Origin of the sequence: Collinsella aerofaciens ATCC 25986 (assembly GCF_964237925.1) — a bacterium.
Taxonomy (GTDB): domain Bacteria; phylum Actinomycetota; class Coriobacteriia; order Coriobacteriales; family Coriobacteriaceae; genus Collinsella; species Collinsella aerofaciens_BJ.
This window is the reverse complement of the sequence record NZ_CAXSKI010000016.1, coordinates 41,308-58,109: the sequence shown is the minus strand read 5'-3', so window position 1 is coordinate 58,109 and position 16,802 is coordinate 41,308. Positions and strand designations below refer to the sequence as shown.

Below are 16,802 nucleotides of genomic sequence, written 5' to 3'. Positions count from 1 at the left end.
GGTGCACGCTCTGCGGCTGATCCGGTTCGACCGGGCCGCGCGGCAAGGAGATATATTGCCAGACCGGAGGGGCCCCGCGGGCGGGAATCTGGGCGTACACATTTCCTACACATTTTGTGATCCGACTAACGTTTGCCAGCCGTTACCTACCGCTCGCCGAGCATCTCTTCTATATAAGGCAGACTCATGGTTAAAGCGGATACGTCCCCCTAGCTAAAGCACAGCCAGCATCGAGCAACTCATCACGCTCTTCCACCGAGAACCCCTCGGCGTAGACGCGCACCACTGGTTCGGTCCCGCTAGGACGGACCAGCAGCCACGTGTCATCCTCGAATGCCAAACGCAAGCCATCCATATGACTAACGTTTTGCGGCACCTTGCCACAAATCGACTTGGGGTTTACGCCCGGCAGCAGGGTTCGCAACGTTTCGGCATCTTCGGCCTCAAGGCGTAAATCGCGTCGACCGTAACTCGTCTTACCAAAACTGTCCTCGAGTTGGTCGACCAGAACGCCCAAAGGCGCGTCCGTCTTTGCCATAAGCTCACACAGAATCAGACAGGCGAGGATTCCATCGCGCTCGGGCATATGCGCGGCGATGCCGATACCACCGGCTTCTTCGCCGCCTATGAGGACGCCGCCCTTCTTCATCTCCGCCGCTATATATTTGAAACCGACTGGTTTGACGGTCACGCGGCAGCCAAGCGCCTCGGCAATGCGACGCACGAGCGTCGAGCATGAAAGATTGACGACGACGCGCCCCTCCAAATTACGAAATTGAACCAAGTCGCCCAAAACGAGCGCCATGATCTGATGCGGATGTATATATCTGCCGCGCTCGTCAACCGCGCCGATACGATCGGCGTCGCCGTCGGTCACCAGGCCGGCGCAAGCTCCGTCCTCGATAACCGCGCGCTCGCAAGTGTCCACCCAAGGCTCAACGGGGTCGGGGCAGATATCTTCTTGGTCAGACGCCTGCCCGGCGTGAATCTCGTGCACCTCAACGCCAAGCTCGCGCAGCAAGTCGGCTAGATAACCCTGGGCTGCGCCGCCCATGGGATCGACAACCACGCGCAGGTGCGCGTCGCGGATGGCTTCGGCATCGACAAACGATGCCACCGCCTGCATATAGTCAGGAATGATATCCGCGGTGCGATATTGCCCCTCGATCCCCATTGGCTCGGGAGCCATGGTCTCTTCGAGCTCTTCGATGACATCCTGGTTGGCGGTCGAGCCGTCACCCATGCGAATCTTGAGGCACAGATAACCCTGCGGATGATGGGACCCCGTCACCATGAGCGCGCCGCACGCCCCACCGTCATAAGCCGCCGCCCACGTAAGGGCAGGGGTCGGAACAGGTCGCGAAGCGAGCACGGCGTCCAGCCCGTGCGCTGCTAGCACGCCCGCCGCAAGCTCAGCGAACTCGCTCGCCAGGGGCCGGGTGTCGAACCCTATATATACCGTTTTGCCCGGATTGGTCTTTTGCCACAACTCGCCGACGGCATCGGCGATACGGGCAACGTTATCGGCAGTGAAGTCCTCATCGACGCGAGCGCGCCAACCGTCAGTTCCAAAATGAATTATCGCGCACACGCGCAGACACCTCACAGTGTTTGGATCATGGTACGCGTGAGGTATACCCGCAACACGCACTCAGCAACCTGCCGGCACCAGCATTCACCATTTGGGCAAATGCTGCCGAGGACATGCAAGCAATAAAAAAAACCGCCCCGTATGGAGCGGTTTTGCCCTTTATATATCGAGCGCCTCGGCCATCGCTGCCGTAGTGATTGCCGTGGTTCCACAGCAACTGCCCACCATTGCGGCGCCGGCATGTCTCCATTCGATGCATGCGCGCGCGAAAGCTTCGGGATTCTCGTGCCATACGGGGCCATCCTGAGTCTGGACCGGATCGCCTACGTTGGGACGCACCGTAACGGGAGTAGTCGCCGATGCAACCATCCTGGGCACCGCCGCATTCGCGGCCGCAAGCGAACAGCAATTAACACCAACCGAGTTTGCGCCGTGTTTTTCGGCGTACAAAACGGCTGCCTCGATGTTGAGGCCATCGCCCAGCAGGTCGCCTTTATCGTCAACGACAAAACTCACCAGAACAGGCATGCCGTCGGCGGCATCTCGGGCGCCGGCAAGCATGGGCTGCAGATTACGGATAGACGTCACCGTCTCGATCAGCAGACCGTCAACACCAGCATTGAGCAAGGCGTGCGCCTGTTCGCGCGCAATGCCGCGGATTTCACGATACTCGACAGAGTCCTCGGCAAACCACTCAATACCGATCGGGCCCATCGAGCCCAGCAGTAGCTGAGGGTGCGCCTGGCGGGCATCGTCGACGGCCCCGCGATTGACCTCCGCCAAGGACGGCGCAATCTGGTCGTGCTTGAGGGCATAGCTCGATGCCTGAAAGGTATTGGTAATGAGCACCTGCGCGCCGGCGGCGACATACAAGCGATGGATACGAGAAACGGTCTGCGACTCTGCCAGATTCCAAAACGCCGGTGGAATGTCGGCGGCATCGTACTCACTCAACAAAACACTGCCCATGGGGCCCTGCGCCAACAAGGTCTCGCTCGACAAGCGGCGCGTAAGTTCCTCGGCACCAAAGCGGTTGTAATAACTCGTATCCATATATATCCCGCTATTCCTCGACGCTGATTCCCTGCTTTTCGAGATAGGCGAGCCAGCGGCTCATCGTGTCCTCGGATAGCGCATGCTCCATCATGCAGGCCTCGGAATCGGCTCGCTCAAATTCGACACCGAGCTCCTGAACCAAAAACGTGCGGATGAGGCGATGACGGTACCAGATAGCCGCGCCAACCTCGCGGCCGCGATCGGTCAGGATCACCTTGCCGTAGTGCGATTGCTCGACAAGCTCGGATGCCTTGAGAGCCGAAACCGCTTTATTGACCGATGCCTTGGAGACGCCAAGGCGCTGCGCGATGTCGACCGATCGAACGCCGTTGGTTTCCCCCTCTTCGCTTTCAATGCGAACCATGCACTCCAAGTAGTCTTCGTTCGCCACCGTCAGATGTAGTTCGCGCGAGCTATTTGTCGTATCCATGATCTTCCGTCCCTTCTGCATTCAATGGCTGATTCTACCCCATCCAAGCGTCGCGGTATGCCGTGGCATACCGTGCTAGAGTTCTTGTTGCACACGACGACCAAGATTGGAGCGGTCTTTATGGAAAACACCACCACGAACCCCGATGTCCTCGAGCGCTTTTTGCGCTACGTCCAGATCAACACGCAGTCCGAGGATGCAAACTGCGACCAGGTACCCTCGAGCGCCGTTCAGTTTGACCTTGCCAACGTGCTGGCTGAAGAGCTGCGCGAGCTTGGTGCGGAAGATGCCCACGTGACCGAGCACGCCTATGTCTGCGCGCATATCCCCGCAAGTGCGGGCGCTGAGGACAAGCCCGCCCTGGGCCTGATCGCCCATCTCGACACCACCGAAGTTGCACCGGGTGCCGGCGTGAAACCGCACATCGTACACTACGAAGGCGGCGACCTGGTCTGCGGCACGGTTGACGGTAAGCCCGTTGCCATGAGTACCGCCAAGCTTCCCGCCCTGAACGACCTCGCAGGTGAGGACCTGGTCTGCAGCGATGGCACCACGCTGCTGGGCGCGGACGACAAGGCAGGCGTCGCCGAGATCATGTCGCTTGTCGCGCGTATCGCTCAGGACCCTTCTCTGCCCCATCCCGCACTCGGCATTTGCTTCTGCCCTGACGAGGAGATCGGCCACGGAGCCGAGCTGTTGGATATCGATACCTTTGGCTGCAAGTACGCCTACACGGTCGACGGCGGCCCCATCGGCGAGCTGGAGTGGGAGTGCTTTAACGCCGCCGAGGCGACCGTCCGCTTTGAGGGCCAGTCCATCCACCCGGGCGACGCCAAGGGCCGTATGGTCAACGCAGGCAATCTGTTCTGCGACTTCAACGCGTTGCTCCCCTACGCGCAGCGCCCGGAGTATACGGAAGGCTACGAGGGCTTTTATCACCTTGAGGGTGTATCTGCGACCGTCGATCACGCCACAGCGCGCTATATCGTCCGCGACCATGACGCCGCCAAGTTCCAGCAGAAACTCGACCTTATTGATGCCGCCGCCTCGATGCTCAACCAGCGTCTGGGTGAGGAGCGCGTGACGGTCGAGATTAAGCAGCAGTATCGAAATATGGCCGAGATCGTTCGTGACTATCCCGAGCTTATTGATGTTGCCAAGGAAGCCTACCTTGCCTGCGGCGTTGAGCCCCAAGTGCTGTCAATTCGTGGCGGCACCGACGGCGCCCAGCTGTCGTTCCGCGGTCTGCCCTGCCCCAACCTTTCCACCGGCGGCTATTGCTACCACGGCGTCAACGAGTTCGTCCCGGTCAGTTCGCTCGTCAAGATGACCGACGTCCTGCAGGAACTCGTCGCCCGCTTTGCATAGGGAACTCGAACAATCTAGGTAAGCAAAACCGCCCCGTCCTCAAAACCGAGAACGGGGCGGTTTTTGGTGCAAGGGGAGTAGTCAGCACCGCAGGTTGAGCCAACGTCAGCGAGCGATGTCCAAGGCGAACAAGTTGGCATGAAAAAGGCAGGGCATTGACCTTCTGGTCATGCCCTGCCTTTTGAATGACAAATTGTCGCCTTGGGCGGCGCGCAGCGTCAAGCCGTTACGGCGTTTGGTAAAACGCCGTAACTTAGTAGTTGGCCTCGTAGCCGTTGCCGTCGCCGGTGGGCTCTTCGTAGTAGTCCGAATCGCTCGAATCGCTTGAGTCATCGGAATCGTCAGAGCTGACCGATGAGGTTGCGGTACCGTTTGCGTAGTCGTCAGACGTGTTGTTGTTCAGGTCGCCGATCGTAGAGCTGGAACCGTCGGAAAGACCCATGGTGTTGGGACCCTTGGGATCCTTGCCGGCATCGACGCGCTCCATCATTTCCTTGAGCTCGTCCTCGTAGACAAAGACGTAGCTCACACCGTCGATCATGGTGCTGTCGTCGGCGTACGAGGGCAGGTTGGCCGAGTAGATACCGTCGACATCCATACCGCGCATGGCGTTGACCGTAGCCACGATATCCTGAACGCTCATATCGGTTACGAGCATATCGGACAGCGAATTAACCAGGCCAAAAATCTTCGTGGCATCGAAGTTATTGAGAATCTGGTTGGCAAGGGCGCCAAGCACCTGACGCTGGTGGCGCATGCGCGTGTAATCGCCGTCGGCATAGGTGTAGCGGCAGCGGGCATAGGTAAGGGCGGTGGCACCGTCCATATGCTGCTGGCCAGCGGTAATCTTAATATCCAGGTGCTCGGGGTCGTCAACATCATCGGTTGCGTTAATGTCGATACCGCCAACCGAATCAATCAGTGCCTGCATACCGTCGAAGCTGACCTCGGCATAGTGGGAAATCTGAACACCGCACAGCTCGTTGACCGCCTCGACCATGGCCTCGGCGCCGCCAACGGTATGGCAGGCGTTGATCTTCATGGTCTCGCCCTTGTACTCGACCTTGGTGTCGCGCGGAACGGAAATGAGCGTCGCCTGCTTTTGCGTGGGGTCGATGCGTGCCAGGATAATCGAGTCGGCACGATACGTATCCTCGCCCGGACGGCCGTCGGTGCCAAGAAGCAGCACGTAGAACGGATCCTTTGCCTCATCGGTGTCAACCAGAACCCGACGCAGATTGTCGGTAATGACATTAGAATCGCCGAGCTTGCCCATAATGGTGGCAAACCACAGGCCGGCAGCGGTAGTGGCACTCAGCAGCACGCCAAGCACGACAATGAGCGCGACGTGACGAATCGTGTGGCTACGACGACGTTGGCGAGCGCGCTCGGAATAGCGAGCCACGTTATCGCGACTGTAGATCTTGGCCTGCGCACCAGTTGAGGGTCTTCGGGCGGTGGTATCCGCGAGGGGTTTTTTATTAAACATAGGCAACCTGTATTAGTAGATGACGGGATCGGGGACGGTAGCATGCTCGACATGCGCGCCGAGCGCCTGCAGCTTTTCGACAAACCGCTCGTAGCCGCGCTTGATGTGATGGATGGCCGAAACCTCGGTCGTCCCGTCGGCGATCAAGCCCGCTACGACGAGGGCCGCTCCGCCACGCAGATCGGGCGAGGTAACCTGTGCACCCGAGAAGCCCTTGACGCCATGAATCATGGCATGATGGCTCTCGATACGAATGTCGGCACCCATGCGCACCAGCTCAGAGGCAAACATAAAGCGATTCTCGAAGATGTTCTCGGTGATAACGGAGCTACCATCGGCAAGGGCGGAGAGCACCATAATCTGCGCCTGCATGTCCGTCGGGAAGCCGGGGAACGGAAGCGTCTGGATGTCGACCGGCTTGATACGCTCGGCACGGTTTACATGGACGCCATCCTCGACGCGCTCGCAGTCGATACCCATGAGCTCCATCTTCTTGAGCACCATGCCCAAGTGAATGGGGCAAAAACCCGTGACGTCGACACCGCGATCGTCGGCCATCAACGCACCGGCGACGATAAAGGTGCCGGCCTCGATGCGGTCGCCCACTACGCGATGGGTAACGGGATGCAGCTCTTCCACGCCCTCGATGGTCACGACAGGCGTACCGGCGCCGACAATCTTGGCGCCCATCTCGTTGAGCATGTTGGCGAGATCGACGATCTCGGGCTCGCGGGCGGCATTGTCGATAACCGTGGTACCCTTCGCGCGCACGGATGCCATGATGAGGTTCTCGGTCGCACCGACACTGGCGAACTCGAGCGTGACGGTGGTACCGCGCAGACCTTGGGGCGCATTAGCGTTGATGTAACCGTGGGCGGTATCGAACTCAACGCCCAGGGCCTCGAGACCAAGAATGTGCATATCGATCTTGCGAGCACCCAGGTTGCAGCCGCCCGGCATGGCGATCTTGGCGCGATGGAAGCGACCCAGCAGGGGTCCCATCACGGCTGTGGAAGCACGCATCTTGGCAACGAGCTCGTAGGGGGCCTCCCAAGAATCGACCTGAGAGGTATCAATCTCGAGCGTGTGCTCGTCGAGAACATCGATCGTAGCGCCCATGCCCTTGAGCACCTTGCCCATCACGTGGACATCGGAAATATCGGGCACGTTCTGCAGCGTCGTCTTGCCCGGCGCCAGAAGCGTTGCCGCCATGAGTTTGAGTGCGGAGTTCTTGGCACCCGAGACGGGCACGGAGCCTCCGATGGCGTGGCCACCCTCAACGCGGATAATATCCAAGGTCTACCCTTTCAAAAAGCATGCCCGGGATGGCTGGGCCATCCCGGGCATGATGTGTTCGCAAATGGTCGAACGCTAAATCGTTTGACTATTGGGCAAGCTTGAGCTTACACCATGCGATTTCATTATAGAGGTAGGCGCGGCGTGCATCATCCTCCGACAAATTACCCAGCTTCTCTTCAAAACCTTGAATATCAGCTTTAAGCTTGTCGGCATCGACGGTCGCCAAATCGCAAGCGCGCTCGGCGAGAACGGTCACGACATCGTCCGCAACCTGGGCATAGCCGCCGGCCACGGCAAACGTGTGGTCGACAGTGCCCATGGCCTTATCGGAAACGCGAACGTAACCGCGGTCGATCGTGCAGATCTCGCTGGAGTGAGCAGGCAGAACGCCAAACTCGCCATCCGTGGACGGAATCGACACAAACGCAGCGTCGCCCTCATAGGCGCAGCTCACGGGGCACACGATGCGGATACGCATAACCTACTTCTCCCCCATCTTGCGGGCGCGCTCGCGCACGTCCTCAATCGTGGAAGCATAGCGGAAAGCCTGCTCGGGCAGGTCATCGGCCTTGCCGTCGACAATCTCGGCGAAAGAGCGGACGGTATCCTCGACGCGGACGTAGACACCGGGGTTGCCGGTGAACTTCTCGGCGACGTGGAAGGACTGCGAGAGGAACTGCTGAATCTTACGGGCACGGTTGACCGTAAGGCGCTGCTCCTCGGACAGCTCGTCCATACCCAGAATGGCGATGATGTCCTGAAGGTCGGAGTACTCCTGCAGGAGCTCCTGGACCTTGACGGCGACACGGTAGTGCTCCTCGCCGACGATCGAGGGATCGAGAGCGTCGGAGGAAGATGCGAGCGGGTCGATAGCCGGGAACAGGCCGAGCGACGAAATGCTACGCGAAAGAACCGTGGTGGCGTCGAGGTGCGTAAACGTTGTGGCAGGCGCCGGGTCGGTCAGGTCGTCTGCGGGGACGTAGACAGCCTGGACGGAGGTAATGGAGCCCGTCTTGGTCGAGGTAATGCGCTCCTGGAGGTCGCCCATCTCGGTTGCCAGCGTGGGCTGGTAACCAACGGCGGACGGCATACGGCCCAGCAGTGCGGAAACCTCGGAACCTGCCTGGGAGAAGCGGAAGATGTTGTCGATGAACAGCAGAACGTCCTGGCCACGATCACGGAAATACTCAGCGGTAGTAAGGCCGGCCAGACCGATGCGCAGACGCGCTCCGGGCGGCTCGTTCATCTGACCATAGACCAAGCAGGTCTTGTCGATAACGCCAGACTCGCTCATCTCGAGGAACAGGTCGGTGCCCTCGCGGGTACGCTCGCCGACGCCGGTGAACACCGAGGTGCCGCCGTGCTCCTGGGCGAGGTTGTTGATGAGCTCCTGAATCAGAACGGTCTTGCCGACGCCGGCGCCGCCGAACAGGCCCGTCTTGCCGCCACGGATGTAGGGCTCGAGCAGGTCGACAGCCTTGATGCCGGTCTCGAAGATCTCGGTCTTGGTGGTGAGCTCGTCGAAACGGGGCGCTGCATGGTGGATGGGGTAGAACTCCTCCACCTCGGGCATGGGCTTGCCGTCGACGGGCTTGCCCATGACGTTCCAAATGCGGCCGAGCGTCTTGGGACCAACGGGCATCTTCATGGGCTCACCGGTATCGGTGGCGATGAGGCCGCGCTGCAGGCCGTCGGTCGAGGACATGGCGACCGTGCGGACGACGCCGCCCGGAAGCTGGCTCTCGACCTCGAGGATCGTGCTCAGGTGACCGATCGGGGTCTCGGCCTCGACCGTGAGCGCGTTGTAGATCGGGGGCACCGCGCCGTCAAACTTGACGTCGACGACAGGGCCGATGATTCGCACGATGCGACCATCACCGGCAGTCGTCTTCTTGGTGGCTTCCTCGACCGCAAGCTTTACGGTGTTATTAGCCATTACTGTTCCTCCAATGCTGAGGCTCCGCCGACGATCTCGTTAATCTCGGTCGTGATCGAAGCCTGGCGCACGCGACTATACGTGCGGGTAAGGGTCGAGATGATCGCGGTGGCGTTTTCCGTCGCGGAGTGCATGGCCTTGCGGCGTGCACCCTGCTCGGCAGCCGCCGAATCGATCAGGGCCTGGTAGATGACCGTCAGGATATAAGACGGCACAAGCTTGCCGAGAACATGCTCGGGAGAGGGCACGAACTCGAACGTGGACGAGATGCGCTTAGGGGCGTCGGTCTCGTTCTTACGCGGACCGTGGGCCATAGCGATCATCTCGGGGTCGAGCGGCAACAGATGCTCGACGCGAAGCTCCTGATCCACGCGGTTCTTGGCGTGGTGGTAGACAAGCTCGACACGGTCAAGCTCACCGGCACGATACGCATCGCAGATATGAGAGGAGATCATGCGGGCCTGATTGAAATCGGGCTCAGAGGAGTTGCCCTCAAAGTGCATGACGACGTTTTCGCGGTCACGGAAATACGTGGCCGGTTTGCGCCCACACGCGATGATCTCGCACTCGATGCCGTCGTTCGCCCAAGAAGCGGCGAGCTTTTCGGCCGTGCGCTCCACCGTCGTATTGAAACCGCCGGCAAGGCCGCGGTCCGAGGCAATAACGACAATCAGGCCATGCTTGACGCTCTCATGCTTCTGCAGCATGGGATCGGTGCCCGAACAGGAGGCGTCGCCGGCGACCGTCAACATGACGTCGGTCAGCGCCTCCTTATAGGGCTCGGCCTGCTTGGAGCGATCGAGAGCACGACGGATCTTGGCCGTAGAGACCATCTCCATCGTGCGCGTGATCTGCTTGGTCGTGGTAACCGAGGAGATTCGCTTCTTAATGTCGCGAAGGTTGGCCATGGGGCTTAGTTCTCCTCTGATCCAGAAACATCCGAATGGTGCTTGGCCATGAACTGCTGCTTGAAGTCGCCGATGACGCGCAAGAGCTCAGCCTTGGTGTCGTCGTCGATCTTCTTGGCGCGAACCTTGTCGAGCAGCGAGCCAAAGCCATTGTCCATATACTCGATAAGCTCGGCACGGAAAGGCAGCACGTCGGCGATCTCCAGGTCATCCAGGAAGCCCTCGTTGCCAGCAAACAGCGTAACGATCTGCTCGCCAACCTCAAACGGTTTATAACGCGGCTGCTTCAGGAGCTCGGTCATGCGAGCGCCGTGGGTAAGCTGCTTTTGCGTGGCCTCGTCGAGGTCGGAGCCGAACTGCGTAAAGCCGGCGAGCTCCTGGTACGAAGCAAGGTCCAGACGGAGGTTGCCGGCGACCTGCTTCATGGCCTTGGTCTGTGCATCGCCACCGACGCGGGACACGGAGATACCCACGTCGACTGCCGGGCGCTGACCCTGGAAGAAGAGCTCGGACTGCAGGTAGATCTGACCATCGGTAATGGAAATAACGTTGGTCGGAATGTAGGCCGAGACGTCGCCGTCCTGGGTCTCGATGATCGGCAGAGCCGTCATGGAGCCGTAACCGTTCTTCTTGGACATCTTGACGGCACGCTCGAGCAGACGAGAGTGCAGGTAGAAGATGTCGCCAGGATAGGCCTCGCGTCCGGGCGGACGATGCAGCGTCAGCGACATCTGACGGTAGGCCACGGCCTGCTTGGACAGGTCGTCGTAGATGACGAGCACGTGACCGCCGGGGTTGGTCTCGCTGGCAGGCTTGCCGTCCTCGCCGTTGTACATAAAGAACTCGCCGATAGCGGCACCGGCCATAGGCGCGATGTACTGCATAGGGGCGGAATCGGCAGCGGTGGCCGAAACGATGATGGTGTAGTCGAGCGCACCGTGCTGAGCGAGGGTCTCGCGGATGTTGGCAACCGTGGAGGCCTTCTGGCCGATGGCGACATAGATGCAGACCATGCCCTTGCCGCGCTGATTGAGGATAGCGTCGATGGCGATGGCGGTCTTACCGGTCTTACGGTCGCCGATGATGAGCTCACGCTGACCACGGCCGATAGGCACCATGGAGTCGATGGCCAACAGGCCGGTCTGAACCGGCTCGCACACCGGGGTACGGTCGATGACACCGGGGGCCTTGAACTCGATGGGGCGACGATGCGTGGCGACGATGTCGCCCAGACCGTCGATGGGCTGGCCGAGCGGATTGACGACGCGGCCGAGCATGGCACGGCTCACGGGGATATCCATAATGCGGCCAGTGGTGCGGCACTCGTCGCCTTCCTTGATGGAGTCGACGGCACCGAACAGAACGGCGCCGACCTCGTCACGGTCAAGGTTCTGGGCAAGGCCGAAGACGGTCTCACCGGTATCGGAGCTCTTGAACTCCAGAAGCTCGCCTGCCATGGCGCTCTTGAGGCCGGAGACACGCGCGATGCCGTCGCCTACCTCGTCGACCGTTGAAACCTCATGCGTATCGACCGTCGCGGAGAGGCTCGTGAGCTGCTCCTGCAGTTTCTTGGCGATATCCTGGGCATTGAGGGTTTCGGACATTAGGCTTCACCTCCGTACGAATTAGCAGAGTTTGCGAGGGTCTCCTGCGCGACGCGCAGCTGCGTCTTGACGGAAATGTCACGACGCTCGCCGCGGGCCTCGAGCACCAGGCCGCCCACGATAGACGGGTCGACCTGCTCGATAAGGAATACCTTGCGGCCGAAGTCCTGCTCGCATTTCTTAGTGATGGTTTGACGCAGCTCGTCGTCGAGCGGGATCGCCGTGGTGACGGTCACGCCCACTACATCCTCGTCTTCCTCGGCAACATACTTAAAGGCAGCTGCCACCTTGGGAAGAAGGTCGAGCTGGTCGCGCTTGGACATGGTGTCGAGCACGGCGATGATCTCGGGGCTGGCGCTAGCCAGGCGCTCGATCATCTCGAGGTCCTCGAACACATAGTTCTCGGCCTTGGCGGCTTCCAAAAGGGAGCGCGCGTAGGTCTCGAGTACCTTGTCCTGATAGCGGCTAGTCGGCATTCAGGCTACCTGCTTCCTGGATGTAGCGCTCGATGAGCTTCTTCTGCTCGGACTCGTCCTCGAGTGCCTCGCCCACGATCTTGGTGGCGACGGCAACGGACAGGTCGGCGATGGAGCTCGCGGCACCGGCGTAGATGGACTTGCGCTCGTCCTCGACGGTCGTATGGGCCTTGGCGATGATCTCCTCGGCCTCCTTGTGAGCAGCCTCGATGATACGGGCGCGCTCGGACTCGGCGTCCTTACGGGCCTCGAGAACGATGTCGGCAGCCTGACGACGGGCGTCGGTGACGATCGAGTCGGACTCAGCGCGCTTGGCGATGGCCTCCTGCTTGGTCTTCTCGGCCTCGTCGAGGCTCTCCTCGATCTTCTTGCCGCGCTCCTCCATGGTTTTCATGATGCCCGGCAGGGCGACCTTGGCCAGCACGATCCAGATAATCAGGAAGGCGATAAGCGCCGGGATGAACTCCGCCATCTTAGGGATGAGGATGTCCGCACCGGCAGCGCCGTCCTCGGCGAACGCGGAAACCGGCATGAGCAGCGCGGCCGCGGACGCGGAGAGTGCGATCGCGCTCTTCTGGGATGAAAGATTCATACTTGACGCTCCGTGCTATTTAACGATCAGCGCGACAACGAAGCCGATCAGAGCCAGAGCCTCGCCGAAGGCGGAGCCCATGATGAAGACGGTGAACACGCGGCCCTGGACCTCAGGCTGACGGGCCATAGCACCCGTAGCACCCAGAGCAGACAGGCCGATAGCAAGACCAGCGCCGATAACACCGAGACCGTAACCGATAACTCCCACGATTCCTCCTTTGTCGTGCGTGTCTTATTTCACGCAGGATAACCTTTTTATAACTGCCGGGCTCCATGGGTACGGGCACCGGCGGTTTAACGAATTGCCTTACCTTTAAGGCGCGAACGGAAGATTACTCCTCCTCCGCGACCTCCTCTGCTTCGGAGACATACACGGCGGTAAGGACCGTGAAAACGTAAGCCTGGATGGCGCCGACCACAAGCTCGATCGCGTAGATCAGGATGAGGATGGCAAGCCAGGCAAGCGAAGGCAGGGCGCCGACGGCGTGGGCCGCGGAAACCTGCTGAAGCAGCGGCTGCATGAACATGCTCGCCATGATGGCGAACGAACCCATGACCACGTGTCCTGCGAACATGTTGCAGAACAGACGGACGGCAAGCGTGATGAGGCGCAGGAAGGTCGAGAAAAGCTCGACGACCCACACGAGCACGTTCATCGGGAAGCTCACGCCCTGCGGGGCGAGGCTCTTGATGTAGCCGATCACGCCGTGAGCCTTGCATCCGTAGTAGATGAAGTACACGAAGGCGAAAATGGCGAGTGCGGCGGTGGAGCCGATTGCGCCGGTGCCGGGCTTCATTCCCGGGATCAGGCCGATCATGTTATTGATCAGGATGAACAGGAAAAGCGAGCACAGGAATGGGAAGTGCTTCTTCCAGTTCTCACCCACGACACCCTTGCCGATATCGTTCTCGACGTACTCGATGATGTACTCGAAACCGTTGACGAAGAAGCCCTTGGGAACCAGGGTCTGCTTCTTCTTGAACACGGCTAGGACGATCAGGAGCACGATCGTGGAGACGATCAGCCAAAACGAGTACTGCGTGATGCCGCAGCTCAGATCGCCCACGACAGGGGTGGAGCTGAACTCGCTGACCAGATGATTAATCTCATCAGGCAGCTTTTCAAAAATTTCCACGACTTACCTTTCGACCTCATGAGGATCTCGCAGCGCCTTGGCGACGCGAACCGCGCAGGCGGCCATAAAGGCCACGAAGCCGATTGCCTCGCCCAGGAGGAACATGCGAAATGCCTCTCCGAACAACACAAACACAATCAAGGTAAAGACAAGCAACGCGATTGCCGAGACCGCGAGACTCACCATACCCTTGAGCATGTCCGCATTCTGCTTATCGTCAAGAACCGGCTTGAGCGTAAAGACAAAGGGAAGGAAGGCAATCGCGCCCGCGATGGCACCTGCAACGATAGCGAGCAGATCGGCTATCTGAAACACTGGCGTCCTCACTTTCCTTTTTTATCGCCTCACAGGACAGTTCCCGCCAAACATTGGTGACTATTGTACGAGCCAATCGCTAAAGTACAACCGTAAAACAAACGGTTAATACGCACCTGTACGTTTTCTTAAGGCCTTCTTTATGCCGCAGGTACGGTAATACGTTTTTTCGAACCCCTCAGCTCAAAACGTCCGTTAACAGGAGTGCGCGCGGTCGTCTTTTGCTCGCCCGCGCGCACCATTTCTTCGTATTTTCGACGTTAGCCGGTATGGCCCAGAGATTACAGCGTGCCGTAGATGCGGTCGCCGGCGTCGCCCAGGCCGGGAACGATGTAGGCAGCCTCGTTGAGATGGTCGTCGATAGCGCAGGTATAGATATGCACATCTGGGTCCTTCTCGGTCAGCGACTTGAGGCCCTCGGGGGCAGCGACGATGCACAGCATGCGGATGTCCTTGACACCGCGCTCGCGCAGGTAGCTGATGGCCATCTCGGCCGAACCGCCCGTGGCGAGCATGGGGTCGACGACCAGGCAGATGCGCTGGTCGATATCCTTGGGCATCTTGCAGTAATACTCATGCGGCTCATGGGTAACCTCGTCGCGTTCCATACCGATGTGGCCTACGCGAGCGGAGGGCACCAGGTCGAGAATGCCGTCGACCATGCCAAGGCCCGCACGCAGGATGGGCACGATGGCGAGTTTCTTGCCGGCGAGCTGTTTGAACGTGTCGGTAGTGATGGGGGTCTCGACTTCGACGTCTTCCATAGGCAGGTCGCGCATGGCCTCGTAGCCGTCAAAAAGCGCGAGTTCGCGCACGAGCTGGCGGAACTGGTTGGTGCCGGTGTTTTTGTCGCGCAGGATCGACAGCTTGTGCTGGACAAGCGGATGGTCGACAAGGGTCACGCGGGACGTATCGTAGGTGACGGTCATGGGTTGATTGCCCCTTTCGTTGCGGCCGAGAAACGGCTTTGCTAACACGGCGCACGGCGATGTTGTTGCCGCGCGCCGTGCATAAGTTTAGCGGTTTGTTGTATCGATCGGCTCGTCGCAGCCCTACTGTGCGGTACTGAGCGAGCGCTTGACTGCATCACGCCAGCCCGCAAGGTTTTGCTCGCGACGCTCGGCGGACATATGGGGAAGGAAGGTCCTAACGATCTGGGCATTTTGCTCCAGCTCTTCAAGGTCTTCCCAATAGCCGACGGCAAGACCCGCCAAGTACGCGGCACCGATTGCCGTGGTCTCCACCGTCTCGCATTGCAGCACGGGGATATCCAGCAGGTCGGCCTGGAATTGCATGATGAACTCGTTGCGTGAGGCGCCGCCATCGACGGACAGGCGCTCAATCGAAAGTCCCACGTCCTGCTCCATGGCGCGCAGCACGTCATAACTCTGGTAGGCCATGGACTCGCAGGCCGCACGCACAATGGTCGCGCGACTCGAGGCACCGGTCAGGCCGCACACGATACCGCGGGCATGCGGATCCCACCAGGGAGCGCCCAAACCCGCAAAGGCGGGAACGAAGTAGCAGCCCTCGTTGTCGTTGATTGAAACGGCGAGTTGCGCGGACTCGCTCACGCTCGAGATGATGCCCATGTTGTTGCGAAGCCAGTTCATCGTTGAGCCGGCGGCAAAAATAGAGCCCTCGAGCGCATAGCTGACTTTGCCGTCCGCAGCGATACCGATGGTGGAGACCAGGCCATTCTTGGATTCGACGATCTCGTCGCCGGTGTTCATGAGCATAAAGCAGCCCGTGCCATAGGTGTTTTTGGTCTGGCCGGGACGGAAACAGCAGTGGCCGAACAGCGACGCCTGTTGGTCACCCGCCACGCCCATGATGGGCGGCATGTTGGTCATGATGTCGCTCGCGACGCGGCCGTAGTCGCCCGAGCTCCAGCGAACCTCGGGCATCATGGAACGTGGAACGTCAAAGAGCGCCAGCAGGTCGTCGTCCCAATCGAGCGTATGGATATTAAAGAGTGCCGTGCGGCTGGCATTGGTGTAGTCGGTGGCAAAGACCTGGCCGCCGGTGAGGTTGTAGATGAGCCAGGTGTCGATGGTGCCAAACATGAGGTCGCCCGCCGCCGCGCTCTCGCGTGCGCCGTCGACGTTGTCGAGAATCCACTGCACCTTGGAGGCCGAGAAATACGGGTCAAGCGTGAGTCCCGTGCGGGAGCGCACCAGCTCCTCGCAACCCTGTTCAACCAACGCGTCGATCGCCGGCGCGGTACGACGGCACTGCCATACGATGGCGTTATAGATGGGCTGGCCGCTCACGCGGTCCCAGACCACCGTGGTCTCGCGCTGGTTGGAGATGCCGATGGCGGCGATGCGGTCAGAATGGATGCCGCTCTTAAACTGAACCTCCATCATGACGGCAATCTGGCTGGCAAGGACCGTCATGGGGTCTTGCTCTACCCAACCGGGACGCGGAAAACTCGTTTTGACGCTGCGACGTGCCTGCGCGACGATGCATCCATACTCGTCGACGATGGTCGCAAGTACCGAGGTGGTGCCGCAGTCGAGCGCCATGATGTAGGAACCGCCAAAGTTAAACGAGGCATCTTCCATGCCCAGGCTGCCCAGATTCAACGACATCGCTTA

General features: G+C 60.0%; 17 protein-coding genes. 1 reads left to right on the top strand and 16 read right to left on the bottom strand.

From position 1 onward, the window contains the following. Positions 1 to 190: 190 nt before the first annotated feature. From ACESWY_RS08145 to ACESWY_RS08135, 3 genes are all read right to left on the bottom strand, one after another. Positions 191 to 1,591 carry a phosphoglucomutase/phosphomannomutase family protein gene (locus ACESWY_RS08145; protein WP_373093916.1) on the bottom strand — a complete coding sequence of 467 codons (1,401 nt, stop codon included), beginning with the start codon at positions 1,589 to 1,591 and terminating at the stop codon, positions 191 to 193. A 159-nt stretch (positions 1,592 to 1,750) separates the two neighbouring features. Further along, positions 1,751 to 2,644: a homocysteine S-methyltransferase family protein gene (locus ACESWY_RS08140; protein ID WP_373093914.1), complete on the bottom strand. Its 894-nt coding sequence runs from the start codon at positions 2,642 to 2,644 to the stop codon at positions 1,751 to 1,753. A 10-nt stretch (positions 2,645 to 2,654) separates the two neighbouring features. Continuing rightward, complete coding sequence (locus tag ACESWY_RS08135; RefSeq protein WP_346963773.1) at positions 2,655 to 3,077, bottom strand: metal-dependent transcriptional regulator; 423 nt, start codon at positions 3,075 to 3,077, stop codon at positions 2,655 to 2,657. A 120-nt stretch (positions 3,078 to 3,197) separates the two neighbouring features. On the opposite strand from ACESWY_RS08135, the gene pepT reads away from it, so the two are divergent. Then, a complete protein-coding gene (gene pepT / locus ACESWY_RS08130) occupies positions 3,198 to 4,445 on the top strand; it encodes a peptidase T (RefSeq protein ID WP_346963774.1) in 1,248 nt (415 codons plus the stop codon). Positions 4,446 to 4,698: 253 nt separating this feature from the next. Here the strand turns inward: pepT and ACESWY_RS08125 are convergent, their stop codons facing one another. The 13 genes from ACESWY_RS08125 to glpK all read right to left on the bottom strand — a co-directional run bounded on the left by ACESWY_RS08125 (position 4,699) and on the right by glpK (position 16,796). Continuing rightward, on the bottom strand, positions 4,699 to 5,934 hold the full coding sequence (locus ACESWY_RS08125; protein WP_006235722.1) for an LCP family protein: 1,236 nt from the start codon (positions 5,932 to 5,934) through the stop codon (positions 4,699 to 4,701). 12 nt (positions 5,935 to 5,946) lie between these two features. Further along, on the bottom strand, positions 5,947 to 7,230 hold the full coding sequence (murA, locus tag ACESWY_RS08120; RefSeq protein ID WP_148331846.1) for a UDP-N-acetylglucosamine 1-carboxyvinyltransferase: 1,284 nt from the start codon (positions 7,228 to 7,230) through the stop codon (positions 5,947 to 5,949). Positions 7,231 to 7,318: 88 nt separating this feature from the next. Then, positions 7,319 to 7,711 (bottom strand): ATP synthase F1 subunit epsilon, encoded by a 393-nt coding sequence (gene atpC, locus ACESWY_RS08115; RefSeq protein WP_006235718.1) that lies wholly within the window; start codon positions 7,709 to 7,711, stop codon positions 7,319 to 7,321. Positions 7,712 to 7,714: 3 nt separating this feature from the next. Then, positions 7,715 to 9,169 (bottom strand): F0F1 ATP synthase subunit beta, encoded by a 1,455-nt coding sequence (atpD, locus tag ACESWY_RS08110; protein WP_006235717.1) that lies wholly within the window; start codon positions 9,167 to 9,169, stop codon positions 7,715 to 7,717. Next, the gene (atpG, locus tag ACESWY_RS08105; RefSeq protein WP_055310126.1) at positions 9,169 to 10,077 is read right to left on the bottom strand and encodes an ATP synthase F1 subunit gamma; all 909 of its coding nucleotides are present in this window, start codon (positions 10,075 to 10,077) and stop codon (positions 9,169 to 9,171) included. The genes atpD and atpG overlap by 1 nt, the downstream gene beginning before the upstream one ends. A 5-nt stretch (positions 10,078 to 10,082) precedes the next feature. Beyond that, complete coding sequence (gene atpA / locus ACESWY_RS08100) at positions 10,083 to 11,681, bottom strand: F0F1 ATP synthase subunit alpha (RefSeq protein ID WP_035138794.1); 1,599 nt, start codon at positions 11,679 to 11,681, stop codon at positions 10,083 to 10,085. Next, positions 11,681 to 12,157, bottom strand: a complete 477-nt coding sequence (locus tag ACESWY_RS08095; protein ID WP_373093910.1) for a F0F1 ATP synthase subunit delta — start codon at positions 12,155 to 12,157, stop codon at positions 11,681 to 11,683. The genes atpA and ACESWY_RS08095 overlap by 1 nt, the downstream gene beginning before the upstream one ends. Then, a complete protein-coding gene (gene atpF / locus ACESWY_RS08090) occupies positions 12,147 to 12,749 on the bottom strand; it encodes a F0F1 ATP synthase subunit B (protein WP_055286332.1) in 603 nt (200 codons plus the stop codon). The genes ACESWY_RS08095 and atpF overlap by 11 nt, the downstream gene beginning before the upstream one ends. Positions 12,750 to 12,764: 15 nt before the next feature. Then, positions 12,765 to 12,959, bottom strand: coding sequence for an ATP synthase subunit C-like protein (locus tag ACESWY_RS08085; RefSeq protein ID WP_022094262.1), 195 nt, complete (start codon positions 12,957 to 12,959; stop codon positions 12,765 to 12,767). A 124-nt stretch (positions 12,960 to 13,083) separates the two neighbouring features. After that, complete coding sequence (gene atpB / locus ACESWY_RS08080; protein WP_022094263.1) at positions 13,084 to 13,887, bottom strand: F0F1 ATP synthase subunit A; 804 nt, start codon at positions 13,885 to 13,887, stop codon at positions 13,084 to 13,086. Positions 13,888 to 13,890: 3 nt separating this feature from the next. Further along, complete coding sequence (locus ACESWY_RS08075) at positions 13,891 to 14,202, bottom strand: hypothetical protein (protein ID WP_373093907.1); 312 nt, start codon at positions 14,200 to 14,202, stop codon at positions 13,891 to 13,893. 281 nt (positions 14,203 to 14,483) lie between these two features. Further along, entirely contained in the window at positions 14,484 to 15,131 is a 648-nt protein-coding gene (gene upp / locus ACESWY_RS08070; protein ID WP_373093905.1) for a uracil phosphoribosyltransferase, read from the bottom strand. Positions 15,132 to 15,254: 123 nt separating this feature from the next. Then, a complete protein-coding gene (gene glpK, locus ACESWY_RS08065; RefSeq protein ID WP_373093903.1) occupies positions 15,255 to 16,796 on the bottom strand; it encodes a glycerol kinase GlpK in 1,542 nt (513 codons plus the stop codon). Positions 16,797 to 16,802: the final 6 nt, after the last annotated feature.